13 protein-coding genes are annotated in these 12,402 nt (G+C 66.4%); 5 read left to right on the forward strand and 8 right to left on the reverse strand.

Annotated features, from left to right (window positions below; all coding sequences use genetic code 11):
• Positions 1 to 179 precede the first annotated feature (179 nt).
• Entirely contained in the window at positions 180 to 2,210 is a 2,031-nt protein-coding gene (locus ACFTS5_RS11295) for an FAD-dependent oxidoreductase (RefSeq protein WP_378629882.1), read from the reverse strand.
• Positions 2,207 to 2,761 (reverse strand): PadR family transcriptional regulator, encoded by a 555-nt coding sequence (locus tag ACFTS5_RS11300; RefSeq protein WP_378629883.1) that lies wholly within the window; start codon positions 2,759 to 2,761, stop codon positions 2,207 to 2,209. The genes ACFTS5_RS11295 and ACFTS5_RS11300 overlap by 4 nt, the downstream gene beginning before the upstream one ends.
• A gap of 109 nt (positions 2,762 to 2,870) precedes the next feature.
• Between ACFTS5_RS11300 and ACFTS5_RS11305 the strand changes: the two genes are divergently transcribed.
• Positions 2,871 to 4,208: an MFS transporter gene (locus ACFTS5_RS11305; RefSeq protein WP_378629886.1), complete on the forward strand. Its 1,338-nt coding sequence runs from the start codon at positions 2,871 to 2,873 to the stop codon at positions 4,206 to 4,208.
• Between the two features lie 51 nt (positions 4,209 to 4,259).
• On the opposite strand, the gene ACFTS5_RS11310 is transcribed toward ACFTS5_RS11305, so the two are convergent.
• Positions 4,260 to 4,907, reverse strand: a complete 648-nt coding sequence (locus tag ACFTS5_RS11310; protein ID WP_378630033.1) for a TetR family transcriptional regulator — start codon at positions 4,905 to 4,907, stop codon at positions 4,260 to 4,262.
• A gap of 143 nt (positions 4,908 to 5,050) precedes the next feature.
• Between ACFTS5_RS11310 and ACFTS5_RS11315 the strand changes: the two genes are divergently transcribed.
• The 3 genes from ACFTS5_RS11315 to ACFTS5_RS11325 are packed head-to-tail and all read left to right on the forward strand — an operon-like array spanning position 5,051 to position 7,647.
• Positions 5,051 to 6,142, forward strand: coding sequence for a ferredoxin reductase (locus ACFTS5_RS11315; protein ID WP_378629887.1), 1,092 nt, complete (start codon positions 5,051 to 5,053; stop codon positions 6,140 to 6,142).
• Positions 6,143 to 6,180: 38 nt separating this feature from the next.
• On the forward strand, positions 6,181 to 7,329 hold the full coding sequence (locus tag ACFTS5_RS11320) for a fatty acid desaturase family protein (protein ID WP_378629890.1): 1,149 nt from the start codon (positions 6,181 to 6,183) through the stop codon (positions 7,327 to 7,329).
• Positions 7,330 to 7,647, forward strand: a complete 318-nt coding sequence (locus ACFTS5_RS11325; RefSeq protein WP_378629891.1) for a hypothetical protein — start codon at positions 7,330 to 7,332, stop codon at positions 7,645 to 7,647.
• A gap of 4 nt (positions 7,648 to 7,651) precedes the next feature.
• Here ACFTS5_RS11325 and ACFTS5_RS11330 read toward each other — a convergent pair whose 3' ends face one another.
• Entirely contained in the window at positions 7,652 to 8,182 is a 531-nt protein-coding gene (locus ACFTS5_RS11330; protein WP_378629894.1) for a DUF4254 domain-containing protein, read from the reverse strand.
• A 333-nt stretch (positions 8,183 to 8,515) separates the two neighbouring features.
• On the opposite strand from ACFTS5_RS11330, the gene ACFTS5_RS11335 reads away from it, so the two are divergent.
• A complete protein-coding gene (locus tag ACFTS5_RS11335) occupies positions 8,516 to 8,836 on the forward strand; it encodes a hypothetical protein (RefSeq protein WP_378629895.1) in 321 nt (106 codons plus the stop codon).
• A gap of 2 nt (positions 8,837 to 8,838) precedes the next feature.
• Here the strand turns inward: ACFTS5_RS11335 and ACFTS5_RS11340 are convergent, their stop codons facing one another.
• From ACFTS5_RS11340 to ACFTS5_RS11355, 4 genes are all read right to left on the reverse strand, one after another.
• Complete coding sequence (locus tag ACFTS5_RS11340) at positions 8,839 to 9,837, reverse strand: ATP-binding cassette domain-containing protein (protein WP_378629897.1); 999 nt, start codon at positions 9,835 to 9,837, stop codon at positions 8,839 to 8,841.
• A 2-nt stretch (positions 9,838 to 9,839) separates the two neighbouring features.
• The gene (locus ACFTS5_RS11345) at positions 9,840 to 10,673 is read right to left on the reverse strand and encodes an ABC-2 family transporter protein (RefSeq protein ID WP_266298325.1); all 834 of its coding nucleotides are present in this window, start codon (positions 10,671 to 10,673) and stop codon (positions 9,840 to 9,842) included.
• Positions 10,666 to 11,529, reverse strand: coding sequence for an ABC transporter permease (locus tag ACFTS5_RS11350; RefSeq protein WP_378629899.1), 864 nt, complete (start codon positions 11,527 to 11,529; stop codon positions 10,666 to 10,668). The genes ACFTS5_RS11345 and ACFTS5_RS11350 overlap by 8 nt, the downstream gene beginning before the upstream one ends.
• Before the next feature lie 275 nt (positions 11,530 to 11,804).
• Entirely contained in the window at positions 11,805 to 12,347 is a 543-nt protein-coding gene (locus ACFTS5_RS11355) for an OmpA family protein (RefSeq protein WP_378629901.1), read from the reverse strand.
• Positions 12,348 to 12,402 lie beyond the last annotated feature (55 nt).

Below are 12,402 nucleotides of genomic sequence, written 5' to 3' on the forward strand. Positions count from 1 at the left end.
CCCATGGTCCGCCATGACCGCACTCCCAGCCCCGCACGACCCGACCTCGAGGAGGGTCCGCCGCGCAGCGGCGTAGCGGCCCGGCCGCGAGTTAGCCGCCGTTGCGGGCGCGGCCGCGCCCCCCCCCACCGGGGGGTAAACGCGGCCCCCCCGGGGCGCGCTCGAGCGCGCCAGCGCTCCTATAGCGCAGCGGCCAGGCGGGTGCCCTGGTTGATCGCGCGCTTGGCATCCAGTTCGGCGGCCAGGTCGGCGCCGCCGATGAGGTGCAGGTCGACACCCGCGGCGCGCAGCGGCTCTTCGAGTTCGCGCACGGATTCCTGTCCGGCGCAGACGATCACGTTGTCGACCTCGATCACGCGCGGGTTCTCGTGCTTCTCGCCGAAGCTGATGTGCAGGCCCGCGTCGTCGATGCGGTCGTAGTTCACGCCGCCGACCTGCTCGACGCCCTTGGCCTTGAGGGCCGCGCGGTGCACCCACCCGGAGGTCTTGCCGAGGTCCTTGCCGAACGGGGTCGACTTGCGCTGCAACAGCACCACGTCGCGCGCCGCGGGGGAGGGCTTGGGCTCCTTGAGCTGGCCGGGAGCCTGCTCGTTCTCGGAATCGACGCCCCACTCCTCTTTCCACTCGTCGAGCTTGAGCGTGGGATGTCCTTCGACGGTGAGGTATTCGCTCACGTCGTAGCCGATACCGCCCGCGCCGATCACCGCGACCTTCTTGCCGACCGGCTTCTCCTCCTTCACCAGTTCGGCGTAGGAGAGCACCATCGGGTGATCGATACCGGGGATGTTGGGGATGCGCGGACGCACACCGGTCGCCAGGATCACCGAGTCGTATTTGCCCGCGATCAATTCCTCGGCCGTGACCCGCTTCTCGAGATGCAGGGTGACGCCGGTGACGTCGATCTTGCGGCGGAAGTAGCGGATCGACTCGTCGAACTCCTCCTTGCCGGGGATGCGGCGGGCGATGTCGAACTGGCCGCCGATCTTGTCGTCGGATTCGAACAGGTCGACGTGGTGGCCGCGCTCGGCCAGACTCACCGCGGCCGACAGCCCGGCCGGACCCGCGCCGACGACGGCGACTCGCTTGGCGCGCCGAGTCGGCAGCAAGTTCAGCGTGGTCTCGCTGCCCGCACGCGGGTTGACCAGGCACGACACCTTCTTGTTGCCGAAGGCGTGGTCGAGGCAGGCCTGGTTGCAGGCGATGCAGGTGTTGATCTCGTCGGCCCGATTCTGCTCGGCTTTGTTGGCCCATTCGGCGTCGGCCAGCAGCGGGCGGGCCATGGAGATCAGCGCCGCGTCGCCGCGGGTCAGGATCTCCTCGGCGACCTCGGGCATATTGATCCGGTTCGAGGCGCAGACCGGGATGTTCACCTTGCGCGCGATCTTCGCGGTGAACTCCACGAACGCCGCGCGCGGCACCGAGGTGACGATGGTGGGCACCCGCGCCTCGTGCCAGCCGATATCGGTATTGAGGATGTCGACGCCGACGGCCTCCAATTCCTGTGCCAGGGCGACGATCTCGTCGAACGTCTGGCCCTTCTCCACGAGCTCGGCCATCGACAACCGGAACACGATGATGAAATCGGGGCCGACCTCGGCGCGGATGCGACGGGCGATCTCGACGGGCAGCCGACGCCGGTTCTCCGGGGTGCCACCCCACTTGTCGGTGCGCTTGTTCACCCGCGGTGCGAGGAACTGGTTGAGGAAATAGCCCTCACCGCCCATGATCTCGCAGCCGTCGTACCCGGCGAACTTGGCCAGGCCCGCGCAGCGCGCGTAATCGTCGATGGTGCTCTCGACGCCCTTCGACGACAGCGCCCGAGGCTTGAACGGGTTGATCGCGGACTTGATCGCCGACGCCGAAACGCTGGTCGGCATGTAGGAATAGCGCCCCGCGTGCAGGATCTGGATGGCGATCTTGCCGCCCTCGGCGTGCACCGCCTTGGTGATCGTGCGATGCCGGTACGCCTCGGTCTTGTTGGTGAGCTTGCCGCCGAGCGGCAGCAACCAGCCGGTGCGGTTGGGGGCGTAGCCGCCGGTGATGATCAGGCCGACACCGCCGCGGGCCCGCTCGGCGAAGTAGGCGGCCAGCTTGTTGGTGTCCCAGGCGCGGTCCTCCAGACCGGTGTGCATGGAGCCCATGACCACGCGGTTGCGCAGCGTGGTGTGGCCGAGGTCGAGGGGCTCGAACAGATGGGGATAGGCAGTCATGGGCGGTCGTCACCTTTTCGCGGTCGCAGGGCCTGCAGTACTTCGTCGCACCATTCGAGGTAGCCGGACTCCGCGCGGATGCCCGCGCGAAGCACCAGATACTGGTGCAGAGCGGTGCCGGAGAGCTGGTCCGGCACCGGGAAGAATTTCTTTTCGCTGAGGCGGTACTCGTCGAGGCGCTGGGCGTGCTGGCCGCGATGGCGCTCCACCTCGGCGCAGACGGCATCGATGTCGCCGTACGCGGCGGCGCGGATCTTCACGCCCAGTTCGTCGCGGGCGGGGGTGGCGTCGGTGGGCTCGGCGAGCCAGCGGGCGATCTCGGCCTGACCGGCCGGAGCCACCGAGTACACCTTCTTGTCGGGTTTGCCCTGCTGGTTCACCGATTCGACGGTGACCCAGCCGGAGGACTCCATCCGCTTGAGCACCCGGTAGATCTGCTGGTGGGTGGCACTCCAGAAGTAGCCGATCGACTTGTCGAATCGGCGAGCGAGCTCATAGCCCGACCCGGCCCGCTCGGTGAGCGAGACCAGTAGCGCGTGCTCCAGTGCCATGGCACGAGAGTATCCGGAACACTGGGTACTATGCAACCAGGTTCATATGAACTGACGGCGCGGATGTAATAGACGGCGTGGGTGCCGGTTCGCCGTTACTCTTCGGCGTATGACCGAGGTGAACGCGGCCGAAACCGTCGGCGAGGCGGCCGGACGCGGGCAGGTGCTGGCGTGGGGACTCTGGGATTGGGGATCGTCGGCGTTCCAGGCCGTGACGCTGACCTTCGTCTTCTCGGTGTATCTCACCGACAAAGTGGGCGAGGATCTGCCGGGGACGACACCGGCCAGTGCGTGGCTGGGCTGGGCGCTGGCGGGGGCGGGACTGATCGTCGCGCTGACGGCGCCGGTCTGCGGGCAGTACTTCGACGCGGTCGGTTCCCGTAAACGGGCCTTGGCGACCCTGACGGCGCTGACGATCGGCGCGATGTCGCTGATGTTCTTCGTCCGGGACGACTATCACGACCTCTGGCTCGGCCTGGCACTGCTCGCGTTCGCCTCGGCCACCTTCGAACTCGCCGGCGTCCCCTACAACGCGATGATGCGGCAGGTGTCGACACCGGCCACGGTCGGGCGGGTCTCCGGATTCGGCTGGGCGATGGGCTATTTCGGTGGCATCGTGCTGCTGCTGATCTGCTACGCGGGGTTCCTCGCCGGGGACGGTGACACCCGCGGCCTGCTCGCGATGCCCACCGATCAGGGCCTCAATGTCCGGCTCGTGATCGTGCTCGCGGCGGTGTGGTTCACCGTCTTCGCGCTGCCGGTGCTGTTCGCGGTCCCCGAGATGCCGCGCACCGGTGCCGACCCCGGCGCCGCGAAAGTCGGCTTCCTCGGTTCCTACCGGGTGCTCGCGCGTGACGTGCGGGAGCTGTGGGGTCAGGATCGGCACACGGTGTACTTCCTGCTGGCCAGCGCGGTGTTCCGGGACGGTCTGGCAGGCGTGTTCACCTTCGGCGGGGTGCTCGCGGTGACGGTGTACGGGTTCGCCGACGCCGATGTGCTGCTGTTCGGGATCGCCGCGAACGTCGTCGCGGGGGCGGCCGCGGTCGTGGCCGGGCGGTTCGACGACCGGATCGGGCCCAAACGGGTGATCGTGGCGTCACTGGTCGGGATGCTCGGGTGCGGCCTCGCCCTGCTGATGGTGTCGGGCTCGACGATGTTCTGGATCTTCGGGCTCGCGCTCACAGTGTTCGTCGGCCCCGCGCAGGCGTCGGCCCGGTCGTTCCTGGCCCGACTCGCACCGCCGGGACGAGAGGGTCAGCTGTTCGGCCTGTACACCACGACCGGCCGGGCGGTGTCGTTCCTGGCGCCCGCCCTGTTCGGGGTGTTCGTCTCGACCTTCCACAGCGACCGCGCCGGCATCGCCGGACTTCTGGTCGTGCTGGCGGTGGGTCTGCTGGTGCTGCTGCCGGTGCGTGCGCCGTCGCGCGCGGTATCCGCCGATATGTGACACCTCACCGGTGGGGCGGCGTCGAATTGTGTGTACGCCCGTACTCTGAGTTCAATCCGCGTTTTTGGGTACCCAGCCCGCGATGCCCAACGCGATCAGGCGCATCTGCATCACGGTGCGCTCCACGATCGCCGATTCCTCACGGGGGGTGGACGCGACGAACGCAGCGATACCGTCGGTCACGGTGGTGACCAGTAGATCCGCGGCGATCTCCAGCTCGGTGGTGCTCCACGAATCCAGTGCACGCAGGCGCGACAGATCGGCGACGATCTCGCGCACGATCAGCTGCATCTCCATCGCGATCGCCTGACGCAGCGGAGCAGGCCCGCCGTGACGCTCGCGAATGAGGAAGCCGAACAGGGCGCGTTTGGCGCGCACCTGCTCGAAGACGAAGCGGACCGTATCGGCCAGATGCGCGTCCGGTTTCCGCCTGACCTCGCGCAATGCCAGCCGCAGCGCGGTGACGCCCTCGTCGACGATCGTCGCGCCGAGGTCGTCGAGCGAGGCGAAGTGGCGGTAGAAGGCGGTCGGCACGATGCCGGCCGAACGGGCGATCTCACGCAGGCTCAATGCCGCGAATCCGCGCTCCGAGGCCAAGGCCAGGGTGCCGTCGAGGAGGGCTGCCCGGGTATGCGCTTTGCGCTCGTTGCGGGTTCCTGCCTGCTCAGTCACATCGGTGAGCATACATCCGTTCACCATAGCGGCCTTCGTCATGATGTTGTCCGCCTCACATTATTGCCGGTTGACAGTGGCCCGGGGTCATCGGGCACACTGGTGAGTGTACAGACGTGCACTGAAATTTGGAGCGTACGTCGAAGGACTTCTCAAAGGGGCAACGCGACATGGTGGGACTGATCGACCTGGTGCAGACGTTGACGACGCCGCACCCGCTGGACCGGTACCTGGAACTCGTCAACCCCGGGCTCACCGCCCGGGAGCTGCGCGCCGAAGTCACCCATGTCTCGCACGCGGTGCCGGGCTCGGTGACCCTCACCCTGCGCGCCTCGCGGCAGTGGCGCGGCCATGCCGCCGGTCAGTACGTGCAGATCGGCGTCTCGATCAACGGCGTGCGCCACACCCGCTGCTACTCGCCGATCGACCCCGAGAGCCAGGGCGAGCGCTACCTGCAGCTCACCGTCAAGGCGCACCCGGGCGGGCTGGTGTCGAACTACCTGCACGCCAATGCCAAGCCCGGCATGGTCGTCGACCTGGCGCCCGCTTCCGGTGTGTTCCACCTACCGCAGCAGCGGCCCGACAAGGTGCTGCTGGTCAGCGGCGGCAGCGGCATCACGCCGGTACTGTCGATGTTGCGGACCCTCGACGCCGAGGGTTACACCGGGCAGGTCACCTTCCTGCACTACGCGCGTCAGCCCGAGATGGTGCCGCATCGGGCCGAGCTGTCCTCGATCGCGCAGCGTCGCGCCAACTTCCGTATCGAGTACCGCTACCCGGTCGAGCCGGGCACGGTGATCGACGGTGAAACCTCCACCGGCAGTGGTTTCTTCGACTACGAGGAGCTCGAGCGGGTCGCACCCTGGTACGCCGATGCACAGACCTTCGTGTGCGGGCCGCCGCCGCTGATGCGGGCGGTCAAGACGATCTTCGAAGCCGAAGGTCTCGAAGACCGGGTGCTCAGTGAGGAATTCACGCTCACCACGGTCCCGACCGATCCGTCCGAGGCCACCGGCACCGTCACCTTCTCCGGCAGCGACGTCGCCGCCGACAACACCGGAGCAACGCTGCTCGAGCAGGCCGAAGCATCCGGCCTGACCCCGGAATACGGCTGCCGCATGGGGATCTGCTTCTCCTGCACCGCGACCAAGGTCTCCGGCTGCACCCGCAACGTCCGTACCGGCGAGCTCGACGCCGACCCCGACAAGCCCATCCAGATCTGCATCAACGCCCCTGTCGGCGACGTCGACATCGCGCTCTAGACCACCGATACCCAGAACCAACAAGGGGAGATACAGCCATGACGATCCTCACCGAAGGCAAAGACGGTCCGGTCATCCTGAGCCCGGATCAGGTCGAAGAACTCGGCGCCGCGCTCGACGCGATCCGCGCCCGCGTCGTCGACGATCTCGGCGAACGCGACCGCGACTACATCTACAACATCATCAAGACCCAGCGCGGCTTCGAGATCGCCGGCCGCGGCCTGATGTACCTGGGCTTCCTGCCGCCGTTCTGGCTGGCCGGCGTCGCCGCCCTCGGTGTGTCGAAGATCCTCGACAACATGGAGATCGGCCACAACGTCATGCACGGCCAGTACGACTGGATGCGTGAGCGCGGCATCAACTCCCGCGAATTCGACTGGGACACGGTCTGCCCGGCCGACCAGTGGAAGCACTCGCACAACTACATGCACCACACCTACACCAACATCGTCGACATGGACCGCGACATCGGTTACGGCATCCTGCGGATCGACGAGGCGCAGAAGTGGAACCCTTACTACCTGGGCAACCCGCTCTACGCCTTCCTGCTGATGACGTTCTTCGAGTGGGGCGTGATGCTGCACGACCTCGAAGCCGACAACATCATCAAGGGCAAGCGCAAGTGGTCCGACATCAAGCCGCTGCTCAAGGGCCAGGGTAAGAAGGCGGGTAAGCAGGTCCTCAAGGACTACGTGATGTTCCCGGCGCTCACCGGCCCGCTGTTCCTGTCGACCCTGGCGGGCAACGTGGCGGCCAACCTGGTGCGCAACGTGTGGACCTACTCGATCATCTTCTGCGGTCACTTCCCCTCGGGTGTGCAGACGTTCTCCAAGGAGGAGACCGAGGTCGAGACCCGCGGTGAGTGGTACGTACGCCAGATGCTCGGCTCGGCCAACATCAACGGCTCGCGGCTGTTCCACATCATGTCGGGCAACCTGTCGCACCAGATCGAGCACCACCTGTTCCCCGATATCCCGGCGAACCGGTACCCGGAGATCGCGCCCGAGGTGAAGGCGCTGGCCGAGAAGTACGGCCTGCCCTACAACACCGGTCGCTTCTCCAAGCAGATCGGTTCGGTCTGGGCCAAGATCTTCCAGCTCGCGCTGCCCGATCGTTTCGTGAATCGGGCGCCCAAGCCCGGTGTTATCGTTATGCGTAATCGGAAGGCAACCGAAGTGGGCGTGTAAATGGTCGGCAAATTCGAAAGCAATAAGGATCTGGTCCAGGAACTGACGTCCTCCGGTGCCCAGCGGGTCGGCAAGATCGCGACTCTGATCACCGGAACGGTCGCCGAGGTCGCTCGGGAGATCGGTGAGTTCGTCACCGACGCGATCGAGATGCGAGAAGCCGCGGCTGCCGCTCGTCGCGATGCGGCGCAGGACCGGGCCGAGGCGGAGTTCGCGAAGGCGCGCGACGTCGAGACCGACCCGGTCGATCTCGACGCCGCGGCCGAGGGCGATCTCGATCCGGCGCCCGTGTTCGCCGAACCGGGCGACAAGGCCTGACGATTCACCACACCGGCAACCGCCTGCGGTTCTCGGTGACATCGGTGATCAGATCCCGGTAGCCGTCGGTCAATTCGGCAAGACGACACCACTGCAGATGGGTGCGAGCCTCCCGCTGCCGTGGTGTCGTTGTCGTTGGGGCCGGTCCTGCGATGGCCTGCTGGGCGTCGATCCATTTCGCCGCCATCCGGTCGATCACCGCGCCGAGGGTCTCGGTGTGCAGCGAGGCGCCGTCGCGGTGTTCCACATGGGCGGCGACCCAGTCGTCGATGCGGGCGATCAGCGCGCCGCGGTCGTTGTCGATATCGTCGACCAGGCGCGCGCACGCCGCGCCGGTGCTGCTCGACGCGGCGGGGTCGCGTGCCTGCTCCAGCACTCTGCGCCGGCGATCGTGACAGCTCGCGAGCCCGCGGGCGGCGTCGAGAACCCGGTGCGGTGTCGGGTCGGGGTGGTCGGTTTCCAGAAAGGCCCGCAACAGCGCTGAAGGAGTCGGCAGCTGTGCGGCATCCGAACGGTGGCCGTGATCGATCGGCATGGGCACGCCCCCTGATAACGCTGTTGTGCATGGATACGCCAGAGCCGAGGAGGACGGGTGTGGGGTGCACTCCCCGGCACCGGCGTAGCCCCGCCCGGACGTCGACAAGAGTCCGCGACGCTGCGGGTGGAGAAGACGGCCCGGGGAAATCGGGACCCTTTCAGGAAAGCGCGATTCGGCGCCGACGCGCAATAGTATGGTGTACAAACCCGGTGGTCGGCGGAAATTGTTATCGACCATTACGGCCGGGTCTCCCCGCGAGCACTCCCGGGTAACCGCGGTGGCACATTTCCGGCAATCATTTCGGGGCCGAATGCACTAACCTCGATAATTGTGCCCGCTTACGTCTCATCGCCCGAGCTGACCTTCGGGTTCCTGTTCGCTCTGGAGGACCCAGAGCGCATCGCCGATGTCGTGCGCGGCCTCATGGAACGCCGTGCGGTGTCGGTGTTCCGGCTCGCGCGCCTGTCCGACGACGACGGACCCCCCGAGCGCTACGTCGTGAACTGGGCTGCCATCCCGCAGATTTCGATCACCACCGGCGCCCCGGACGACGAGGAACTGCGCGCGCAGCGGATCATGCTGGTCAACGCCTTCCTGGGGGAGGGCGGCGAGGTGAGCATGTACTCGGGAAACCCGGACGGACCGAGCTGAATTCAGCGGGTCGACTCGTAGATCCGGCGGACCACATCCTCGATATCGGGTTCCTCGATCGACAGATCGCGCACCTGCGCCCGGTCCGACACCGCCGCCAGTAAAGCCGCGGCAGTGGTCTTCTCGGCGTCGAACGCCAGACGCTGGCGCATGCCGCCCGCCTCACTGGAGAGCAACTGTGCCCCACACGGCAGATCATCGAGATCCGGTGTGGGAGCGGCCAGGTCGACCACCAGTACCCGGCGCGCGCCGACGGTGGCGCCGAGCCCGGCCAGTGAACCGTCGTACACCAGCCTGCCGTAATCGACGACGAGCACCCGATCACAGAGTCGTTCGATATCGCCCATATCGTGGGTGGTGAGCAGCAGCGTGGTGCCGCGCTCGATCCGTTCGGCGCGCAGGAACTCCCGTAATCGTTGTTTGGACAGCACATCGAGGCCGATCGTCGGCTCGTCCAGAATCACCAGCTCGGGCGAATGCAACAGTGCGGCCGCAACTTCCGCGCGCATGCGCTGACCGAGCGAGAGCTGGCGGACAGGGGTGTCGAGGGTGTCGGCCATTTCCAGCTGTTCCACCAGTTCGTGGGTCCGCTTGTCGGCGATATCGGGATCGAGGCGATGGATCGCGGCCAGGATCGCGAACGATTCGTGCAGCGGCAGGTCCCACCACAGCTGCGAACGCTGCCCGAACACGACGCCGATGCGCGAGGCGAGTTCCTTACGCTGACGCACCGGCTCGAGGCCGCAGGTACGCACGGTTCCGGTGGTCGGCACCAGGATGCCGGTGAGCATCTTGATGGTCGTCGACTTGCCCGCGCCGTTGGCGCCGATATAGCCGACCGCCGAGCCGCGTTCGATCCGGAAACTCATCCGGTCGACGGCGGTGATGGTGTCGCGATGTCGGCGCCAGCGGCTGCCGTTCTTGCGGTACACGGTGAATTGCCGGGTGAGGTCATCGATGTCGATGATCGGATCCTGGTGCTCGTGCTCGTGCTCGTCCATCGTTATCCCCCTCCTCCCTGATAGTGCCTCGTACCGATCCGCCATGCCGCCGATGCGAGCAGCCACACCCACGCCGCGGCGAGTGGCGTCAGCCACGCCGACCACGCGGGCAACAGTGGTGGGCCCGGCAGACCGAGCAGGGCGATCGTCGGCACGTATGCCGTGAACGCGACGGGAATCGCGAACCCGAACAACAGTTTCAGCGGTGTCGGGAACACCGAGGCCGGCTGCATCGCGGCGAACGAACCGCCGTAGGTGAAGCTGTTGGTGAGCTCGGCACCGTCGATCAAGAAGAACTGTAGTCCGGCCGCGCATACGAAAAGGCCACAGAACAGCGCGATTCCACTGATCAGGGTGATCACGATCAAGGTAACCGGGGCGATGCCCCAGTCGATATCGTTGCGCCACAGCCCGATCCCGAGCACGATCACCGCGACCGCGGCCCGCGCGAGTCTGCGTAACGAGATGTCACTGGTCACCAGCTGCAACAGCAACGGTTGTGGGCGAAGGTGATACGCGTCGAGGGTGCCCATCCGGATCATCGAGGGCAGGGAATCCAGATGCCCGACCGCGACCTGGGCCAGCGCGAACGAGGTGTTGGACAGCCCGAACAGCAGCAGCGCCGCATCCACATCGAGGCCGCCGAGGGTCTTCACGTTGTGGAAGATGACCCACACCTCGGCGAACTCCACCAGCCCGATCAGGAAGGCGCTGAACACCTCGGTGGCGAACGAGAGGCGGTACACCTGCTGTGCTTTCACACGCGAACGCAATACTGCGAGATAGGGAGTGAACCAGGTCCCGGCAACAACGCGCGCGGAATCCGGTTCAGCCACCCTGTACCTCCAGCCTGCGTTGTCCCGCCCGCAGCAACACCCTGCCGAGCAGTCCGATCACCAACACCCAGAAGCCTTGTATCGCAACGATGATCAAGGCATCCGACCCGGCGGCCCGCCCTGACAGCGTATCGATCGGGGCCTGCAGGATGGAGGGAAACGGCGTAGACATGGCGACGACACGCAACCAGTCGGGGAACATGTGCACCGGGACGAAAAGCCCGGCCAGGAACGTTCCGACGATCTGGTACAGCACCCGGATGCCGCGGATCTCGACCACCCAGAACCCGATCAGCGCCACCGCGAACAGGCACAGAAACGACAGGGCCACCGCGAGCAGCACACTGATCAGGCCGAGCAGATAGGCCACCGGCGTACTCGGCATCGACAAACCGAAGGTGGCGGCGCCGATGACGATGCTCGGGACACCGCGCGGCAGGATCGTGCAGGCGGCGCGGCCCATGTCGGTGGCCAGGTAGCCGAGTTGCACGTCGATCGGACGCAGGAAGTCGATCGCGACGTCACCGGACTTGATCCGGTCGACCAGGTCGATCTGCGGTCCCATGAACTGAGTGGCGCCCAGCAACGCCTGCGACAACCACACATAGGCCCCGATGGTGCCCTCGTCGTACCCGCCGAAATCACCGGCGGCACGCACCGCCGCGACCATTACCGCCGCACGAACGAACCCGAACACACAGTTGGTGAACAGCCCGGCGAACATCGCCAGCTTGTATTGGGCCTGCCGCTTGAATCCCGCCCGCGCCAGCGTCCAATACACCCGGAAAGCCCCAGGCTTGCGACGTCGCCGCACCGCGAAGGCAAGCCCACCATCCCCCGCCACATTGCCCCGCACAATCAGTCAACTCTAGGCCGATCGCCACGAATCAGGACGAGAACGGCACGGATCGCCGACGCCCGCCGCGCACAGGGCTATCGGCACATGCTCAGTCCTTGGGGAAGCCCGTCGCGAACAAGATCGCGATGGCGACCGAGCTGACCACGGAGATGGCAAGGATGATCCACATGGGGCGAAAGATTACCCGGCCCGGGCCACCACCCCGGCATCGCACCGCCGTGACCGGCATCAGTGCAGGTCACGGCGGTGTCTGAGAGGCCGGCGGCAGCCCGCTATTCGTCGACCACCGTGATCGCGGCCTCGTTGGCGTCGATCTCCGGGTCGGAGGGATTCGCGTCGGACTTCACCGTGATGCGCGACTTGTCGATGCCGTCGCCCTCGAGCGCGGCCGCGATGTTGTCACCGCGTGCCTCGGCCAGGGATTTGGCCGAGGCGATATTCGAATCCTCGGCGTAGGTCGTGATCTGGATCTCGGTGTCGTTGCCCTGCAACGGGACGGCTACCGCTTTGAGCGTCGCGACGGCGGCCGCGCTGAGATCGGAACTACCCGCGTCGAAGGTGATCGGTGCGGCAGCCAAGACCGTGTTGATCGCGTCCTGCACCGCTTGCTCCGCGGTATCGCGGACCGTGCTCATCATCGACGACGCGGTCGCGGCGACGCTGCTGCGCATGGTGTCGGCCTGGGTGGTCGAGGTGGTCGAGGTGGTCGAGGTGGTTGCCGGTGCGGAAGAGTCGTCATCGGAGCTACACGCCGCGGTCATCAACAGAACCACCGCGATCGATGCGATCCCGCAGACGCTGTTTCTGATCTTCATCGGATTCTCCTTGTTCGTGAGTGCCGGACAGTGGGTTGTGCGGAAGAGAGTTGTG

This window comes from Nocardia sp. NPDC056952, from assembly GCF_042674185.1.
Classification (GTDB): domain Bacteria; phylum Actinomycetota; class Actinomycetes; order Mycobacteriales; family Mycobacteriaceae; genus Nocardia.